This is a genomic window from Croceibacterium salegens (assembly GCF_009827435.1).
GTDB lineage: Bacteria > Pseudomonadota > Alphaproteobacteria > Sphingomonadales > Sphingomonadaceae > Croceibacterium_B > Croceibacterium_B salegens.
The window spans coordinates 29,541-46,510 of sequence record NZ_WTYM01000058.1; the positions used below are offsets into that span (position 1 = coordinate 29,541).

The window sequence follows — 16,970 nt, forward strand, 5'->3', positions numbered from 1 at the left end:
AGCCAGTGTCATGCTGACCGCCGACGCAGTGGGCTGGTACTGCCCCGCTCAATGGACTGAGGGAGGGGCAAGCAGGGACATGTGGACCGGGCTGGAGCTTGAAGGGAGAGCTGTCGAAGGCATGTCGATGTACCGCTGCAAGACGTGTGGGCTCCTTGCAAGTCAGGCCGGGGCAGTGAAAGACTGCAATTCATGACCGCGCTTACCGTCAACGAACGCCCCGTACGCATCGAGATCGACCCGCAAACGCCGCTGCTCTGGGCGCTGCGCGACGCGGCCAACCTGACGGGCACCAAGTACGGCTGCGGGGTCGGCGATTGCGGCGCCTGCATGGTGCTGGTCGACGGCGAAGCGCTACGCTCCTGCCTCATCACCCTGGCCGAGGCCGAGGGGCGCTACATCACCACGATCGAGGGCCTGAGCCGTGACCGCAGCCACCCGGTGCAGCAGGCGCTCGTCGCCGAGCAGGCGATCCAGTGCGGCTACTGCACTCCGGGCATCGCCATCGCCGCTGCTTCGTTGCTGGCGCGCAACCCGGCGCCGAGCGAGGACGAGATCAAGCAGGCGGTTCCCAACTTGTGCCGCTGCGGGGTCTATCCGCGACTGGTCAGGGCCATCCAGCGCGCCGGGCGAGTGGCGCGGCGGCAGGAACGGATCAGCGCCGCGCCCGCGCCGGGCATTGACCCGGCGGACGCCGCGGTTGCCGTCCCGGCGATGCGCCCTGCGCCGGCGCCCTCGGGCGACTAGAAGCTGACCTTCGCGCCTATCCGGGCAGTGAACGGCTTGCCCGGTTGGATGTTGTTGTCACCATGCGCGCTGGCGAAATAGCCGGCGTCGAACAGGTTCTCGATGTTGAGCTGCAGCGCGACGTTGTCGGTCAGGTTGTAGTAGGCCGCGGCGTCGATCCGGGTGTAGGCCGGAAGCGTCACCGTATGGCTTAGCGAGGCGAACTGGCTCGACTGGTGGACGAGCCCTGCGCCGAGCGAGAAACGCTCCGTCAGGTCGTAGTGCGCCCAGGCGCTGGCCTGGTGCTTCGGCAACTGCTGCAAGCGGGTACCGGCGGCGGCGCGGGTAGTGTCGTCACGAATTTCGCCGTCGAGATAGGTGTAGCCCAGGCTGACATCGAGGCCGGGCAGGACCGAACCGGCAAGGCTCGCCTCGAAACCTTCGACCCGGGTCGATCCGGTGAGGACAATGAAGCCCGGATTGAGCGGGTCGGCCGCCTGAGTGTTGCTGCGGTCGAGGCGGAACACGGCCGCGGTGAGGAACAGTTCGGGCTGCAGCAGCCACTTGAGTCCGACCTCGTAGTTGCGGAACACCTCGGGATCGAGCAGTTCCTCTTGCGGGTCGACAAGGCTGAACTGGTCGCCGGACTGCGGCAGGAAGCTCTCCGAATAGCTGGCGTAGAGCGAAATTGACGTGCTCGGCTTGACGATCACCCCGAGGCGCGGGTTCCAGCGTTCGTCGAGGCGCGCCCCGGGAGTATTGGTGACGAGGTCCTCGCTGGTCAGGTCGAAGCGCTCATACCGCACGCCGCCGACCAGTTGCACGATCCCAAGGTCGAGCTGTTCCTGGACGTATGCCGCGAAGACCGAGAGGTCCGACATTGACGCACGTTGCGGGGCGACCGTGAAGGCCGGTACGAAAATGGTCTCGGCAAGCGGGACGTCGACGCGCGAGGCGCCGCCGGCGAAAGTCGCCTGGTTGCGCAGCGAGGAACTTTCCTGGCTCATCGCTTCCACGCCGAGCAGCACGGTGTGACCCGCGCCGCCCGTGTCGAACTGGGCAACAAGGTTGGCCTGGCCGATCAGGTTCTCGCGCTCGGTGCCGCTCTGGTAGCCGGACAGCGTGGCCGTCGTGGCGGTCGCACCGGCGGGCACGATGTTCGAATAGAACAGGTCGTAATTGGCGTACTGCACCGTGGCGTTGGCGCTCAGGCCTTGGGAGAACTCGTGAACCAGCCGGGCGCGGGCGATGTGCGCGGTGGTTTCGGAGTGGTTAAAGTCGGGATCGCCGAACAGCGTATCGTCGTATCCGCGCAGCGGCTCGCCATTGAGCGAGGGGATGCCTCGGTCGGTCAAGCGCCGCTCGTCGTCGTAGGAATAGGTCGCGGTCAGCCGGGTGTCGGGGCCGAGTTCGGCAGTGACCGTCGGGCTCACGCCGATGAAGCGGCCTTCGTAGAACTGGCGGTTGCTGTCGAACTCCTCGTAGGTCGCGTTAAGGCGGGCAGCGAAGCCCTGCCCGAGCGGGGCATTGACGTCGCCACCCAGCGAGAAGGCACTGAACTGGTCGACGGAGGCGGATAGCGAGCCGAAGTTCTGCATCGTATCGGCCGACTTGCTGACCCGGTTGATCGCCCCGCCACCGCCGCCGCGGCCGAAGATCAGTGCGTTGGCACCCTTGAGCACCTCGATGCGCTCGATGTTGTAGAGCGGGCGGTAGTACTGGGCGTCGTCGCGCAGCCCGTCGATGTAGAAATCCGCGGTGGTCGACTGGCCGCGCAGGTAGACCGCGTCGCGGTGCCCCTCGCCGGTGTCGAGTGAGACGCCGGGGACGTAGCGCAGAGCCTCGTTGAGCCCGCGCAGGGACTGGTCCTCGATCTGGTCCTGGGTGATCGTGGTCACCGTCTGCGGCACGTCGATCAGCGGAGTCGGGGTCTTCGTCGCGGTCGAGCCGTCGTCGCTGGCATATCCGCCGATAGTCGCGGTCACGACGATTTCCGAACCCAGGTAATCGCGCTCCGGCGCCATGTCCGCCAGCGCCGGCGAAGCGGTACCAGCAAGGACGGTGGCGGAGAGAAGGGCGGCACGGCGAAGAGACGTGGAAATGGTCACGAAAACTCCCTGTCGAGTTATGTTGCAATTGATTCGCAACAACGCCTCTATTGCGAAGCATTCGCAGTTGCAACTGACAAAGTCAGGGTTGGCGTAGTTTTTTCCGACCGCTAGGGCTGGCCTATGTTGCAACCGAGAGGAACAGCACATGAAGGCGACGATCTGGCACAATCCCGGTTGCAGCAAATCTCGCGCCGCGCTCGAGACCTTGCAGGGCCGCGACGACATCGACCTGACCGTGGTGCAGTACCTCAAGCACCCGCCGAGCCGTGAAAAGCTCGCCCAGCTCTACATGACCGCAGGCATCGCCCCGCGCGAGGGCCTCCGCACGCAGGGCACCGATGCGAAGGAGCGCGGCCTAACCGAGGCCGACGACGACACCGTGCTCGATGCCATGACGACCGATCCCAAGCTGATCGAGCGACCACTGGTTGAAACCGAAAAGGGGGTCCGCCTTTGCCGCCCGCCTGAGGTCATCGGCGAAATCCTCTGATCGGTTAACCCGCGCGGGTTGCATCGGACGGGCTTATCTGCGAGGCCGCGAAGCATATTCTGGCCGGGCGCAGCCGGTCGCAGAGGGTGCGTGAAGTCGATGGATGGAAGCGAACTGGCAACGGAACGCCGCGGCTCGAAGCTGGCCCGGCGGATCACCCGGGCGCTCGGGCCGGCCGGTGTGTTCTTCCAGGGCTTCCTCGAGCACCCGCGCATGGTCGGCTCAATCATTCCTTCGTCCGAACACACGATCCGCAAGATGCTTGCCCCGGTCGATTGGGAGAGGTGCAAGGTCTTCGTCGAATACGGCCCCGGCGTGGGTACCTTCTGCCGCCCGGTCCTCGACCGCCTGCCGCGTGACGGTGTGCTGGTGGTAATCGACACCAACCCGCTGTTCATCGACTACCTCCAGCGCACCATCGGGGACAGCCGCTTCCACCCGGTGCTCGGATCGGCGGCGGACGTCGAAGCGATTCTCGCTGCGCTGGGTCACGACAAGGCCGACTACGTCCTGTCAGGCCTACCCTTCTCGACCCTGCCCGAAGGCGTCGGCCCGGCGATCGCCGCGGCCACGCACCGCGTGGTGCGCCAGGGCGGCGCGTTCCTGACCTATCAGTTCAGCACCACCGCGCGCGACCTGACCGCTCGGCACTTCGCGCGGGTCGATACCGGTTTCACATGGTGGAACATCCCGCCCTGCCTGCTTGCCTTTGGCTGGCAGGAGGGCTGAGCTCCACCGCACCTATTCAAACGTATCGCTGATTTTCGAGCCGCTGGTACCGGCGAACTGGTCGTGCACCGCCGAGAGCACGGCGAGGAACCCCGTCGCCCAGACCGCATTCATCAGTGCCGAGATCAGGCCGTTACCGAAGAGCATGGCTTCGGGCCCAAGCAGCGCGAACACAAACGTCACCACCAGGGAAATGACGATCATCACCACGACCAGCGCGAGGCCCAGCAGGAAGTAGAACCCCAACAGCCGAAACGAATTGCCCTTGGTCAGCTGCCACGAGCGTGACAGGGCGGTGATTGGGTTGCCGACATCTTCCTTCACGAGCACCGCCGGGACCAGCGAGAACTTCGTGAACGCGTAGAACAGCAGTGGAATCAGGATGACGAAGCCGATCGTCGCGAGAGCCGTTGACGCCGCCGCGGTCAATCCGACAAGCACGACTGCCAGCAGGCCGAAGCCGCATCCGACGATCAGGTACGCGGCGATATACGACAGCACCTTCCTGACACCGATCTTGAGCGCATCGGCCACGGTTGGCCGGCGATGGTCGGTAAGCAGTGCGAGGATGCCGAGCATACCGATACCCTGCAGGAGCGATACAAGGATAATCAACCACCACATCCGGCCATAGAACTCGCCCATTTTCTCGAAAGCCTGTTCGTCTGCGGCCGGATCGGTCATGGATGTCGCCAGATCCGGCATCATCAGCATGAAGGCGAGATAGGGCAGGAAGAAGAACACCCCCGCCACCACGAAGACGACGTCCTTGTTCGCGCCGACGAGCGCCATGGCATCGTTCCAGGCCCGGTTCATTTCAAGCTTCATGGTCTGCTCCCCCTCACTAGTGCTATGCCCCTCTCGCCTCTTGATAAACCCGGCAATCGTCGCCACGCAATCGCCGATGACGAGCGCTTCCCCATCCGCATTCGAATTGCGCCGGAACTATGGGCCGGTGCCCTATCGCCAGGCGCTGGTCGAGCAGGAAGCGCGCAATGCCGCCATCGCTGCCGGCGAGGCGCGCGAACTGGTCTGGCTGCTCGAACACCCGCCGGTCTACACCGCCGGGACCAGCGCCGACGCGGCCGAGCTGATCGACCCGCGTTTCGAGGTCGTCGAGACCGGCCGCGGCGGGCGCTACACCTATCACGGTCCGGGCCAGCGCGTGGGCTATGTCCTGCTCGACCTTGCGAAGCGCGGGAAGGACGTGCGCTGCTTCGTCCACTCGCTCGAAGGCTGGGTCATCGCCACGCTAGCCGACTTCGGGGTCGAGGCTTGGCGCGCCGAGGGGCGCATCGGCATCTGGACCCGCGACATCGACGGCAGCGAAGCGAAGATCGGCGCGATCGGCGTGCGCATCCGCCGTTGGGTCACGATGCACGGTTTCGCCGTCAACCTCGCGCCCGACCTGTCGCACTTCGGCGGCATCGTGCCCTGCGGCATCGCCGAGTATGGCGTTACCAGCCTCGAACGGCTCGGAATCGCGGTTGCGCCGGAGGAGTGGGATGGGGCATTGCTCGCCCACGCGGACGGATTCCTCGCCGCGCTAGGGAGTTCGCAGTGCGCCGCTTGAAGATCCGTTACCTCGCCTCCGCCGCCGTCCTTGCCGCAAGCTTGACCGCGTGCGGGGGCGAGCAGGAACAACCGGCCGAAGGCGATGCCTCAGGCGAAGTGCTCCAGGGCACGATCAGCGACGACATGCTGCCGCTCGAACAATTGCAGTCGCGCGCCCCGCTCGCCGAGCCGAGTGCAGCGGTTTCGGGCGCAAGCAGCGCCGAAGGCGATGATGAGACTGCGCCCGACGAAGAAGAAGCCGCTCCCGTTCCGGAAGCTGCGGCTACTCCCGAAGAGTAAGCTCTAAACTGCGCTTGCGAGCAGGCGCCGCGCCTGTTCGAGGTGCGGCTGGTCGATCATCCGCCCGTCAAGCTGCAGGGCGCCGACCTCGGGGTTGGCGGCGAAAGCGGCGACAATCGCCCGCGCTTCGGCGATCTCTTCGTCGCTCGGGGTGAAGGCTTCGTTGATCACCTCGACCTGCGAAGGGTGGATCGCCAGCATCCCGGCAAACCCGTCGGCACGGCTTTCCCCCGCGACCCGCCTGAGCCCGTCGAGGTCGCGGAAGTCGGCGTGCAGCGTGTCGATCGCCAGCACCTTGCTGGCATGGGCAGCGAGCAGGACCATCGAGCGGACCATGCGGAAGGTATCGGTCCAGCGGCCCTGCGCGTCGCGCTTGCGGCTCGCGCCAAGCGCAGCCGAAAGGTCTTCCGCGCCCCATGTCAGGCCGGCGAGGCGCGGCAGCTGGACCGAGGCATACCCGGGAATGCCGAGCGCGGCGGCGGGGGTCTCGCTGACCAGTGGTAGGATTCGCGTCGATCCGTGGGGCACGCCGTAGCGCCCTTCGAGTTCGTAGAGTTCCGCGGCAAGCGTCTGCAGTTCGATCGGCCCCGCGGCCTTGGGCAGCATGATCCCGGCGGGAGCGGCGGGCATGACCGCGGCAAGGTCGTCGCGCCACAGTCCGCTACTGATGGCATTGATCCGCACCCAACGCTGTGCGGTCCCGGCGCGCTCTTCGAGCCAGCTTCCGGCGGTCTGCCGGGCGTAGTACTTGGCCTGCGGCGCAACCGCATCCTCGAGGTCCACGATCACGACGTCAGCGCCCAGGTCGGCCGACTTGGCCAGCTTGTGTTCACTGTCACCGGGCACGAACAACCAGGATCGCATCGCCATCGTCCACACTCCTTTGCCGTCATCCTATAGCGTTGCCGCAACGGGCCGCTAGAGCTGGCGCGTGGAATCGCTGCGCAAACCCGCCCCCTGGCTCCTTCTCGCCATGCTGCTCGCGGGCAATGCCGCGCTGGCGCTAGGCCCCTATTTCGTGCGTCTCGCCGATACCGGTCCGGTCTCGGCCGGGTTCTGGCGCGTCACGCTGGCGCTGCCCTTGCTCTTCCTTTTCGCCCGGGTGCAGGAAGGGCCGAAGCCGCCGCCGGTGCCGCGCAAAATCGCGCTGGCCATCGCGCTCGGCGGTATCCTGTTCGCGCTCGATATTGCCAGCTGGCACATCGGTATCGGCTTCACGCGGCTCGGCAACTCTGCGCTGTTCGGCAATTCGGGCAGCCTGATCCTGATGGTCTGGGGTTTCGTGCTGTTCCGCCGCTGGCCCGCCGGGCGCGAGTGGTCGGCTATCCTCGCTGCCCTGACCGGGACGGCGATCCTGCTCGGGCGCAGCTTCGAGATTTCGCTCGAGACGCTGACCGGCGACCTGTTCTGCCTGATCGCCGGAATCCTCTACGCCGGGTACCTGCTGCTGCTGCAGGATGCACGCAAGGGAATGGGTTCGTGGCGGCTGCTCGCACGTTCGACGCTGGCCAGCGCGCCGGTGCTGCTCGTGGTCGCACTGCTGCACGGCGAGCCCGTCTGGCCGCACAACTGGGGGCCGGTGGTCGCGCTGGCGATCTCGAGCCAGGTCGTCGGGCAGGGACTCTTGGTGTTTTCGCTGCGGCACTTCCCGCCACTGGCCATCGGACTGGCGCTGTTGACCCAGCCCGCGGTGGCCGCCCTCGCCGGGTGGCTGGCCTTCGGCGAGACGCTGGCACCGATCGACGTGTTCGGTATGGCACTGCTGGCTGCGGCGCTCGCGGTTGCCCGTGCAGCAGGGGAATCGACGCCGTCCGAAGCGCCTGATAAATCGGCGGCCCAGGAGCGAGAATCCGGGCGATAGTCGTACCCGGACAATGGGGGGGAAATCATGCACCAAGACGCCAAGTCCGCGGGCTGGGATACCGGCTACGAATGGAAGATCATCCTTGTCCTTAGCCTGACGTTCGGCCTCGTGGGGCTCGACCGGTTCATCCTGCCGGTGCTCTTCCCCGCCTTCATGGACGAGCTCGGCCTGACCTACGCCGACCTCGGCAACCTCGTCGGCATCCTCGCGGTGTTCTGGGGCGTTTCGGCCTTCGCCATGGGCTTCCTTTCCGACAAGGTCGGGCGGCGCAAGGTGCTGATCCCTGCGGTCATCGTCTTTTCGCTCATGTCCGCCCTTTCGGGCGTGGTCGGCGGGCTCGTCAGCCTGTTGCTGGTCCGCGCGATCATGGGTTTGGCGGAAGGACCGGTCGCCTCGATCGGCGTCGCGGTGGCAGTCGAGGCCAGCCACCCCAAGCGGCGCGGCATGAACAACGGCATCTTCCAGTGCATGATCTCGCTAATGGGCAATGCCGTCGGTCCGATCATCGCCACCCAACTGCTCCTCGTGACCGACTGGCGGGCGGTGTTCATGCTCGTCGGCGTTCCCGGCCTGATCATGGCCGCGGTGATGTATTTCCTCGTTCGCGAGCCCGCGTGCACCGTCGCCGTGGAGGGCGCACCTCTGGTGGCGCGGCCGAGCTTCGTCGACCTGTTCCGGCACCGCAACGTGCCGCTCGCCATGCTCACGCTGATGTGCGCCATGGGCGGAATATTCGTGATGGGCGCGATGATGCCCAGCTACCTCACCGACTACCTCAAGCTGTCGATCCAGGACATGGGCTTCGTCACCTCGGCGATCGGCTTCGGCGGCGCGCTTGGCCAGTTCGCCATGCCCACCGTGTCGGACTTCATCGGCCGCAAGCTCTCGACGCTGCTGTCCTATATCCTCGCCGCGGTCTTCACCTACCTGTTCGCGCAGGCCGGGGCGGACGACCTGACGACGCTGTTCTGGTTGCTGTTCTTCGCCGCATTGTTCAACTTCTCCGCGCTGGCGACGCTCGCCGGGCCGGTCGCGGCGGAAGCGGCCCCGGCTGGAATGATCGCTTCGGTAGCCGGGCTGGTGATTGGCGCGGGCGAAGTGTTCGGCGGCGGCGTGGCCCCGGCAATCGCCGGACAAATCGCCGGTTCGAGCGGAATCCAGAACGTGTTCCCGTTCGTGATCGCCAGCCTCGTGCTCGGCTTCGTGATTGCGCTGTTCCTGCGCGAGACCGCGCCGCGCAAGACCGGCGCGGTTTAGCCATCTGGGGGAGGTGACGGCACAGGCCGGCGCTGGTAGTCCGTGGGGATCAGGGAGATCCCGAATGAAATCCACGACCTTCGCCGCCGGTTTCGCTGCCGCCCTCCTCGCCGGATGCAGCACCGTTCCCGGCGCCTCGCCGGACGTTGCCGCCACTGCCACCGCCAGCGATGCCAATGCCGCCTTCGCGGAAATCGGCACGCGCTACATCGACGCCTACGCCGCGCTCGACCCGGTCGCCGCCACCGCGCTGGGCGAGCACTCGCACGATGCCGAATTGCCGGCGATCGGCCCCGAGGCGCGCAGTTACGAAGCGTCGGTCTATCGCGGACTGCTTGCCGACCTGGCGAGGATCGACCCTGCCGGGCTGACGCGCGACAACCAGGTCGATTATGCGATGCTCAAGAACGAGCTCGAATACCAGTTGTGGCTGATCGAAGTGTTGCGGACCTGGGCGTCAGACCCCCGCCGCTACAACGACACCGCGACAAACTCGATCTACTTCCTGATCGCCCGCGACTTCGCTCCGTGGCCGGAGCGGTTCGACAACATCGTCTCGCGGATGGAGAAGATCCCGGCGTACCTCAGGGCATCGCGCGACCAGATCGATCCATCGCGCGTTTCGAAGATCAGCGCCGAAACGCTGTCGCGGCAGAACTCGGGCATCCTCGATATCGTCGATGCCGCGCTGCTGCCGGAAGTCGAGCGCAGCGGCGTTCCGCGCAGCCGCTTCGACGCCGCGCTCGGCGCGCTGAAAACGGCGGTGGCCGACCAGCAGAAGTGGATCGACGACGTGCTGGTGCCGAACGCCAAGGGCGACTTCCGCCTCGGGCCTGATCTTTACGACCGGAAGATGAAGTTCAGCCTGCAAAGTGACATGACCCGCACCGAGCTCAAGGCCAAGGCGCAGGCCGCCTATGGCGAGGCACGCTCGCAGATGGAGGACGTCGCGCGGACCTTCCCCGACTGCGCGACCGGCTCGCAGCAGGCGGTGATTGAGTGCGCTCTCGCCAAGACCTATGCCAATCGCCCGGCGCGCGATGCGGTGTTCGACGCGGCACGCGAGACGCTGGCCACGGCGACCGAATTCACCCGCGAAAAAGGCCTCGTCGGAATGCCAACCGGACCGGTGAAGGTCATCGCAATGCCCAAGTTCGAGCAGGGCGTGTCGGTGGCCTACGACAGCGCTCCCGGCGCGCTCGAGCGCGACCAGCCCAACTTCTACGCCATCAGCCCGATCCCCGACGACTGGACCGACGAGCAGGCCGACAGCTTCCTCAGGGAATACAACACCTACATGCTGCACGAACTCTCGATCCACGAGGGTGTGCCGGGTCATTACCTGCAGGGCGACCACGCCGGGCGCAACACCGACGTCCTGCGCGCCGTGCTGCAGTCGAGCCCGTTTGCAGAGGGCTGGGCGGTCTACACCGAACGCCTGATGGCCGAGCATGACTACCTCGGCGGGCGGGCCACGGTCGAGGGGCGGCTGTTCGAGCTGACGATGCTCAAGATGCGGCTCCGCACGATCGTCAACACGCTGCTCGACATCGGCATCCAGACCGAAGGCATGAACCGCGACGAGGCGATGAAGCTAATGATGGAAGGCGCCTTCCAGCAGGAGCGCGAGGCGGCCGGCAAATGGGTCCGCGCGCAGCTCTCCTCGGTCCAGTTGCTGAGCTACTTCACCGGCTACGAGGAACACCTGGCGTTGCGCGAAGAGGCCAAGCAACGCTGGGGCGCAAACTACGACGAGCGCAAGTACCACGACGCCGTGCTGAGCTTCGGCACCCCTCCGGTGAAGTACGCGCGGGCGCTACTGTTCGATATTCCGGTGCAGTAGGAGAATCACGGACAAGCCGCTGCCGCAGAACATCAGAAGGATTCGCCTGGGGTTGGACCGTCAACCAGCGGCTTAAGCGGAACCGCATCGACAGGCCGCGCATGATCCAATCCGGGAAGATAGTAAGAATTGAAATTAAATTGCGGCATGTCTCAAAAAGCCTGTCCGACTAGTCCCTTTGGCTCATTGACCGGGGGCAAGTCACGGTTACCCCTTTGCTTCTTGGGAACCCGCCGGGGCACCTCGTTCCACTGAATGAGGGTTTGGCAAAGCCGCTCCGGCCACCAATTGCAAAGGGGCACACATGGCGAAGAAGGTGGATTCAGCAATCGAGGATAGCAAGCAGGTGGTCCGTCCCGGACCGCAGTTGAGCCTATCCGACCCGACCGACTTCGGCGTGGGTCCGGTCGACTACAATCTCGATGACTATGGCGGACTGGGCTACTTCTATCGCGGCAAGCCAGTCGCCGACCTTGCCGGCGTCGTGGACCACATCGACAGCGGCGCGTCGCAGGACGTTTCCGACGGCGTAATCACCTACGCGTTCTTCGATCATGTCCATGCGCTCGGCCAGAACAACAATCCGCACCTCGGCGAAGGTGCTGGCTACACGCCGTTCAGCGAGGCGCAGAAGGACACCGCCCGCGACAGCGTGGGCCAGTGGGATGATCTGATTGCGCCGACATTCGTCGAAGTCGAACCCGGGCCCGGCGCGAGCACGTGGGGGCAGAATGCCGCCGACATCTGGCTCGCCAACACCTCGACGGGGCCGGCACAGGCCTGGGCCTATTACCCGGGGTATTCGCAACAGTATGCGCGCATCTCGGGCGACGTGTGGATCGCCGATCCGGCCTACAACGGTTCGAACCTATGGCTCGAATTCAACGGCTACGGCGCCACCACGCTAATCCACGAACTGGGCCACACGATCGGCCTGAGCCACCCCGGCGCCTACAACGGCGCGGCTGCCACAACCTATCTGGGCCAGGCCGAATACGCGCAGGATTCGGAGCAGTATTCGATCATGTCGTACTGGGCTCCGGCCGAGACGGGCGCCAACGTGCTGAACTGGGGCCTGCTGTTCTACGGCAACGCGCAGACCCCGATGCTGCACGACGTGTACGTGGCGCAGCAGAAGTACGGTGCGGACCTGACCACGCGCACGGGCGACACGGTCTACGGCTTCAACTCGAATGCCGACCGCGACGTGTTCCACTTCGACCTCAACGAGTGGCCAAACGTGACCATCTGGGATGCGGGCGGAAACGACACGCTCGACTTCTCCGACTTCTACGGCGGCACGGTCATCAACCTCAACGACGGCCAGTTCTCGTCGGGCGGAATGGGCGCGCCGAGCGCGGCCGAGGTCAATGCGGCTCGTGTCGATCTTTACGACAGGACCGGCCTTTACGCACCGCCGACTACCGACGCTTCGATCACCGCCACGCTGGCCGCCTTCCAGGCCAATGCGGCCGCGAAGATCGGCGGCGACTTCGGATGGGGCGGGGTGCTCGCTACCGAGTACAACAACATCTCGATTGCCTACGGCGCCGAGATCGAGAACGCGATCGGCTCTGCTTATCGCGACATCATCGTCACCAACGAGCAGGACAACGTGCTGACCGGCAACGCCGGCGCGGACGTGTTCATTTTCCAGGACGGCCACAACTACGTGACCGAGACGTTCGAGAACGGCGGCTTCGACACGATCACCGATTTCGATGTGGGGGTGGATATCGTTGACCTGAGATACCTCGGGTTCAACGTCGACTCCGACGTTTACGTGTCCGGGAATGTCCTCGGCATCGTTATCGACGGGGACGGTTCGATCGACCAGTCCATCGCCTTCGCCAACTTGGCGGGTGTGCCGTTTGGCGACATCTACGTCTGATACGATCGCGGCTTGAATATAGGGCACCGCCGATGCTTCGGCGGTGCCTTTTGTTTCGACGTCGGTAATCGAAGCAACTTACGGTGCCGATGGATCAAATCCGCCCCAGGTCGCCCTTGCCGACGGTGCCGCTGGCCATTTCCAGCATCCGGTCGAGGCTCTGTTTGGCTTTCAGCCGCAGCCCCTCCTCGATTTCGATGCGCGGTTCGAGGTCGCGGAGGCAGGCGTAGAGCTTCTCCATCGTGTTGAGCGCCATGTACGGACAAATGTTGCAATTGCAGTTTCCGTCCGCTCCGGGCGCCCCGATGAAGCGCTTCATCGGCAGCGCTTTTTCCATCTGGTGGATGATGTGAGGCTCGGTCGCGACGATCAGCGTGTCGCCGGGCATCGTCTTGGCGTAGTTGAGGATGCCGCTGGTCGAGCCGACGTAATCGGCGTGGTCGATGATCGTCGGCGGGCATTCCGGGTGCGCGGCCACGGGAGCGCCTGGATTTTGCGCCTTGAGCTTGAGCAGCTCCTTCTCGCTGAACGCCTCGTGGACGATGCACACGCCCGGCCAGAGCAGCATGTCGCGCCCGAACTTGCGGTTGAGATAGCCGCCAAGGTGACGGTCGGGGCCGAAAATGATCGGCTGGTCTTTTGGAATCTGGCTGATGATCGTCTCGGCGCTGGAGCTGGTGACGATGATATCCGACAGGGCTTTCACCTCGGTCGAACAGTTGATGTAGGTCAGCGCGACGTGGTCGGGATGCGCCTCGCGGAAGGCCTTGAACTTCTGCGGCGGGCATGAGTCCTCGAGGCTGCAGCCGGCGTCCATGTCGGGCAGCACGACGATCTTCTCTGGGGAGAGGATCTTCGCCGTATCGGCCATGAACTTGACCCCGCAGAAGGCGATGACATCGGCGTCGGTATCGGCCGCCTTCCGGCTCAGTTCGAGACTGTCGCCGACGAAATCGGCGAGGTCCTGCAGCTCCGGTTTCTGGTAGTAATGCGCCAGGATGACGGCGTTGCGCTCCTTGCGCAGCCGGTCGATCTCGGCGCGCAGCTCGGTGCCGGTGGGGTTCTTCGTCTCGATGCTCATGACTCTACCAACCTTCCGCGGCCCAGATGGCTCCGCGAAGGCCGGCAATCAACCCGAAAGCGCGTTGGCGTAAGCGACGACGGGCGGAAGGTTGGCGGCGGCGAAGGCCAGCACGACCCACCCGACCAGCGTTCCCGCGCTCCAGTAATGCGCCGGGTGGACCTTGCCGTGTACGCGCTTGTCGAAGGCCATGGCGGCGCCGATGTAGCACAGCAGGATGACGAGAATCAGCCACATGCCGCGCTGATCGAACAGAATCGGCAGCACCAGACGGCCCCAGGCGACCGCGATCAGCTGGACCATCGCTCCGAACATCAGCCTTTTGTGCCAGTCGGACCGGGCGCGCAATCGTAACGCGTTCCACGCAAGGCCGGCGAAGGCAACGATGTTGAACCAGTCCATCACCAGGAAAAAGTTCGGGGTGAAGAACGGCGGCAGGCGGTGCGCAGCGATGACCCAGATCGTCACCACCAGCCCGACCACGACAATCCATACGCTCCACGCCGCGGCCAGCACCCCGAGCTGGCGATGCCCGGCCAGGGCGCCGCGATAGACGAGATAGTTCTGCGCCACGTAGAGCGCGACCCAGGTCGACATCGAGACCGCATGGACGTGGACCCACCACGGCGAGGCGAAGCTCGAAGCGCCGATGGCGAAGAAGAACCCGAACCCGGCCACGCAGGTCATCAGGATCGCCAGCGACATGTAGAAATAGAACGCCCGCTCGCGCTGGATGGGTGGGGTCTCGATCGCTGCAGTGGCCATGGGAAACGGACCGTCTATCGGGGGGCCGGGGCAAGGCCGTTCGCGAAAGCGGCGAACGGGGCAAGAAGTGGCAGCGTGCCGATCAGGGAGCCCATCAGGGCCGCCGCGACGAGACCGAAGAGCCAGGCCGGATGGACGCGCCGGTGGATCGCGTAATCGCCCGTCATTGCAATCGCGATGACGGCCATGATGTAGAGCGTGAAGGTGGTGTTGGTGCGCGCACCGAACATGATCAGCGTGCGGCCATAAGCCGGCGCGGCGAGGCAGATCGTCGCGCACATCATCAGCCGCTTGTGCCAGTCGCTGCGCTTGCGCAGGCGGAACGCAGCGAGGAACAGCACCGCGAAGGCGAGAATGTTCATCCAGTTGAGTGCGAGCGATTCCGGCCGGTCGAACGGACGGTTTCGCTCCGTGACGACTTCGTACCAGCCGACGAACATCCCGACCGCGACAATCCAGCAGGCATAGAGCGCGCCGAGCATGCCGAGCCGCCGGTGCGCCGCGATGTCACCGCGCACCACCAGCGTGTTCTGCAGCACGAAGAAGCCGAGCCAGCCGACCATGGTCAGCGCATGGACGTGAACCCACCACGGCGAGGCGAAGGTCGAGATGCCGGCGTACTTGAAATAGCCGAAGCCGACGACAGCGTTGGCGACCAGCAGCAGGGCCATGAAAAGGAACCACCGCCGCTCGCGCGTCACTATCCCAGTGTACTCGGATACTAGAGTCGCCATAGGCTCGATCCCCCGATAAGCCCGTCTTCCCGCGGCAAAGAGCCTCAGGTCGCGAACCGAGTCAATCGGAGACGAGCCCGGCGCTATTTTTTCGGTGCCAGCTCTCCGTCGAAGCGCACTTCGACCTTCGCGTTCTCATACCCGGCGATCTGCAGCGGGATGGCGAGGTTCTGGCGAATCGCCGCCTTGGCCGCGTTGCGTGCCATGGTGAGGATTTCCGGCGTCCGGGCGAATTCGGAAGCCTTGCGTTCGGCCTGCGCGGAATTGTTCTTGAGCATATCCTCCGCCGCCGCGCCGATGACGAAATTGCCGTCGGTGAAGAGGCGGGCGTCCTTTTCGTCGAGATTGGGGATGCTGGTCTGCAAGGGCGGAAGGACGACGGTCAGCGTGTCCTTGCCATCGTCCCACTGCATCCGGTCCGGGCCGACCCGGCTCAGGTCGACGCGGTATTCGACCGTGGCGGGCACAATCATCGCCTGGCGCGACTTGAGGATCGGCACACCCATGACCCCGCGCTCGTCGGTGCTTTCGGCAAGGACCTCGAAGCGGCTGGAAAATACTGTCAGGCTGTTCTGCTTCTCGAAGGCGAGCATGGCGCTGGCCACCGGATCGCCTTCTTCATGTTCAAAGTAGGCCTTCCACGTCAGGAAGCCGACCGCGGCGAGCAGGACGATGACGACGAGCCACGGCACCGCTTGCTGCGCGGCAAGCGAACGTTCGGGTCGTTCCTTCAGTTGGTCGTCTGCCATGTCTCACCCGAACGAGCGACGATGCCGCGGCGTTCCAAATCGTTCAAATGCGCGGTCACCGACATGGCCGCCGCGGGCCAGAGAAACTCCGGCACGCCCTTGTACATCTGTGGCACGAGCTCTCCAACCTCTTGCGCGGCCTTGCCGAGCAGGCGCAGGATCTGCTTCTCGCGCTGGCGGCGATGGCCGATCATTCCGCGCACCAGTTGCTTCGGGTTGCCGATCGCCGGGCCGTGCGCCGGGTAATAGGTGCGGTCGTCGCGCGCCTGCAGCTTGTCGAGGCTCGCCATGTAGTCGGCCATGTCGCCGTCGGGCGGGGCAACAACGGTGGTCGACCAGCCCATCACATGGTCGCCAGTGAACAGCGCGCCGGTTCCTTCGAGCGCGAAGCACAGGTGGTTCGAGGTGTGGCCGGGGGTGGCGAGCGCGGTCAGCGTCCAGCCGGGGCCGGAGACCTGCTCGCCTTCGGACAGCACACGGTCGGGGGCATAGTCCTTGTCGAAAGGCGCATCTGCGCGGGGGCCCAGCGTTTCGAGCGCCAACGGGGCGCAGCCGACGATCGGCGCCCCGGTTCGCTCCGCCAGCGGACGGGCGCCGGGTGAATGGTCGCGGTGGGTGTGAGTGCACATGACGGCAACAATCGGCGCATTGCCGATCGCCTGTTCGAGTGCGACAAGGTGGTCCTCATCGACCGGTCCCGGGTCGATCACCGCCAGCCCTTCATCCCCGCCGACAATGTAGGTTTGGGTGCCGGTAAACGTGAACGGCGAGGCGTTCGCGGCGAGCACCCGGCGCACCAGCGGCTCGAGCCGTTCGACTTTGCCGGTCGGCCAGGGTTGCGGAGGTATCGCCATCCCCGGCATATGGTCCCTTAGG

At 65.2% G+C, this 16,970-nt stretch carries 17 protein-coding genes; 9 read left to right on the forward strand and 8 right to left on the reverse strand.

Annotated features, from left to right (window positions below; genetic code table 11):
- The first annotated feature begins 192 nt into the window (after positions 1-192).
- Positions 193-747: a (2Fe-2S)-binding protein gene (locus tag GRI89_RS15035; RefSeq protein ID WP_159797403.1), complete on the forward strand. Its 555-nt coding sequence runs from the start codon at positions 193-195 to the stop codon at positions 745-747.
- Here GRI89_RS15035 and GRI89_RS15040 read toward each other — a convergent pair.
- On the reverse strand, positions 744-2,834 hold the full coding sequence (locus GRI89_RS15040; protein WP_328598294.1) for a TonB-dependent receptor: 2,091 nt from the start codon (positions 2,832-2,834) through the stop codon (positions 744-746). The two genes, GRI89_RS15035 and GRI89_RS15040, sit on opposite strands and share 4 nt — an antisense overlap.
- 148 nt (positions 2,835-2,982) lie before the next feature.
- Between GRI89_RS15040 and arsC the strand changes: the two genes are divergently transcribed.
- Both arsC and GRI89_RS15050 read left to right on the forward strand, forming a co-directional pair.
- Positions 2,983-3,327: an arsenate reductase (glutaredoxin) gene (gene arsC, locus GRI89_RS15045; protein WP_159797405.1), complete on the forward strand. Its 345-nt coding sequence runs from the start codon at positions 2,983-2,985 to the stop codon at positions 3,325-3,327.
- A 99-nt stretch (positions 3,328-3,426) separates the two neighbouring features.
- Entirely contained in the window at positions 3,427-4,056 is a 630-nt protein-coding gene (locus tag GRI89_RS15050) for a class I SAM-dependent methyltransferase (RefSeq protein ID WP_159797407.1), read from the forward strand.
- A gap of 12 nt (positions 4,057-4,068) precedes the next feature.
- Here the strand turns inward: GRI89_RS15050 and GRI89_RS15055 are convergent, their stop codons facing one another.
- Positions 4,069-4,950 (reverse strand): hypothetical protein, encoded by an 882-nt coding sequence (locus GRI89_RS15055; protein ID WP_159797409.1) that lies wholly within the window; start codon positions 4,948-4,950, stop codon positions 4,069-4,071.
- Positions 4,951-4,960: 10 nt separating this feature from the next.
- Between GRI89_RS15055 and lipB the strand changes: the two genes are divergently transcribed.
- Together lipB and GRI89_RS15065 are read left to right on the forward strand one after the other, a co-directional pair.
- Positions 4,961-5,629 (forward strand): lipoyl(octanoyl) transferase LipB, encoded by a 669-nt coding sequence (lipB, locus tag GRI89_RS15060; RefSeq protein ID WP_159797411.1) that lies wholly within the window; start codon positions 4,961-4,963, stop codon positions 5,627-5,629.
- A complete protein-coding gene (locus GRI89_RS15065; protein WP_159797413.1) occupies positions 5,617-5,910 on the forward strand; it encodes a hypothetical protein in 294 nt (97 codons plus the stop codon). Before lipB ends, GRI89_RS15065 begins: the two co-directional genes overlap by 13 nt.
- A gap of 3 nt (positions 5,911-5,913) precedes the next feature.
- On the opposite strand, the gene GRI89_RS15070 is transcribed toward GRI89_RS15065, so the two are convergent.
- Positions 5,914-6,780, reverse strand: a complete 867-nt coding sequence (locus GRI89_RS15070; RefSeq protein WP_201290950.1) for an HpcH/HpaI aldolase/citrate lyase family protein — start codon at positions 6,778-6,780, stop codon at positions 5,914-5,916.
- Positions 6,781-6,841: 61 nt separating this feature from the next.
- Between GRI89_RS15070 and GRI89_RS15075 the strand changes: the two genes are divergently transcribed.
- The 4 genes from GRI89_RS15075 to GRI89_RS15090 all read left to right on the forward strand — a co-directional run bounded on the left by GRI89_RS15075 (position 6,842) and on the right by GRI89_RS15090 (position 12,765).
- Positions 6,842-7,771: a DMT family transporter gene (locus tag GRI89_RS15075; protein WP_328598295.1), complete on the forward strand. Its 930-nt coding sequence runs from the start codon at positions 6,842-6,844 to the stop codon at positions 7,769-7,771.
- Between the two features lie 27 nt (positions 7,772-7,798).
- On the forward strand, positions 7,799-9,031 hold the full coding sequence (locus GRI89_RS15080) for an MFS transporter (protein ID WP_159797415.1): 1,233 nt from the start codon (positions 7,799-7,801) through the stop codon (positions 9,029-9,031).
- 64 nt (positions 9,032-9,095) lie between these two features.
- Positions 9,096-10,874, forward strand: a complete 1,779-nt coding sequence (locus GRI89_RS15085; RefSeq protein WP_159797417.1) for a DUF885 domain-containing protein — start codon at positions 9,096-9,098, stop codon at positions 10,872-10,874.
- Between the two features lie 304 nt (positions 10,875-11,178).
- Positions 11,179-12,765 (forward strand): M10 family metallopeptidase C-terminal domain-containing protein, encoded by a 1,587-nt coding sequence (locus tag GRI89_RS15090; protein WP_159797419.1) that lies wholly within the window; start codon positions 11,179-11,181, stop codon positions 12,763-12,765.
- Positions 12,766-12,859: 94 nt separating this feature from the next.
- Here the strand turns inward: GRI89_RS15090 and nadA are convergent, their stop codons facing one another.
- The 5 genes from nadA to GRI89_RS15115 all read right to left on the reverse strand — a co-directional run bounded on the left by nadA (position 12,860) and on the right by GRI89_RS15115 (position 16,957).
- Positions 12,860-13,846: a quinolinate synthase NadA gene (gene nadA / locus GRI89_RS15095; RefSeq protein ID WP_159797421.1), complete on the reverse strand. Its 987-nt coding sequence runs from the start codon at positions 13,844-13,846 to the stop codon at positions 12,860-12,862.
- 48 nt (positions 13,847-13,894) lie between these two features.
- Complete coding sequence (locus GRI89_RS15100) at positions 13,895-14,611, reverse strand: hypothetical protein (RefSeq protein WP_159797423.1); 717 nt, start codon at positions 14,609-14,611, stop codon at positions 13,895-13,897.
- 14 nt (positions 14,612-14,625) lie between these two features.
- Positions 14,626-15,345, reverse strand: a complete 720-nt coding sequence (locus tag GRI89_RS15105; RefSeq protein ID WP_159797425.1) for a hypothetical protein — start codon at positions 15,343-15,345, stop codon at positions 14,626-14,628.
- An 83-nt stretch (positions 15,346-15,428) separates the two neighbouring features.
- A complete protein-coding gene (locus tag GRI89_RS15110; RefSeq protein WP_159797427.1) occupies positions 15,429-16,094 on the reverse strand; it encodes a DUF4230 domain-containing protein in 666 nt (221 codons plus the stop codon).
- Positions 16,076-16,957 carry an MBL fold metallo-hydrolase gene (locus tag GRI89_RS15115; RefSeq protein ID WP_407924985.1) on the reverse strand — a complete coding sequence of 294 codons (882 nt, stop codon included), beginning with the start codon at positions 16,955-16,957 and terminating at the stop codon, positions 16,076-16,078. Before GRI89_RS15115 ends, GRI89_RS15110 begins: the two co-directional genes overlap by 19 nt.
- Between the last annotated feature and the right edge of the window lie 13 nt (positions 16,958-16,970).

Bases quoted from the DNA above. Each gene is read 5' to 3' on its own strand.
- GRI89_RS15110 (WP_159797427.1), bottom strand. From the start codon at position 16,094: ATGGCAGACGACCAACTGAAGGAACGACCCGAACGTTCGCTTGCCGCG.
- GRI89_RS15100 (WP_159797423.1), bottom strand. From the start codon at position 14,611: ATGGCCACTGCAGCGATCGAGACCCCACCCATCCAGCGCGAGCGGGCG.
- GRI89_RS15050 (WP_159797407.1), top strand. From the start codon at position 3,427: ATGGATGGAAGCGAACTGGCAACGGAACGCCGCGGCTCGAAGCTGGCC.
- lipB (WP_159797411.1), top strand. From the start codon at position 4,961: ATGACGAGCGCTTCCCCATCCGCATTCGAATTGCGCCGGAACTATGGG.
- GRI89_RS15080 (WP_159797415.1), top strand. From the start codon at position 7,799: ATGCACCAAGACGCCAAGTCCGCGGGCTGGGATACCGGCTACGAATGG.
- GRI89_RS15105 (WP_159797425.1), bottom strand. From the start codon at position 15,345: ATGGCGACTCTAGTATCCGAGTACACTGGGATAGTGACGCGCGAGCGG.
- GRI89_RS15070 (WP_201290950.1), bottom strand. From the start codon at position 6,780: ATGGCGATGCGATCCTGGTTGTTCGTGCCCGGTGACAGTGAACACAAG.
- arsC (WP_159797405.1), top strand. From the start codon at position 2,983: ATGAAGGCGACGATCTGGCACAATCCCGGTTGCAGCAAATCTCGCGCC.
- GRI89_RS15090 (WP_159797419.1), top strand. From the start codon at position 11,179: ATGGCGAAGAAGGTGGATTCAGCAATCGAGGATAGCAAGCAGGTGGTC.
- nadA (WP_159797421.1), bottom strand. From the start codon at position 13,846: ATGAGCATCGAGACGAAGAACCCCACCGGCACCGAGCTGCGCGCCGAG.
- GRI89_RS15085 (WP_159797417.1), top strand. From the start codon at position 9,096: ATGAAATCCACGACCTTCGCCGCCGGTTTCGCTGCCGCCCTCCTCGCC.
- GRI89_RS15035 (WP_159797403.1), top strand. From the start codon at position 193: ATGACCGCGCTTACCGTCAACGAACGCCCCGTACGCATCGAGATCGAC.
- GRI89_RS15115 (WP_407924985.1), bottom strand. From the start codon at position 16,957: ATGCCGGGGATGGCGATACCTCCGCAACCCTGGCCGACCGGCAAAGTC.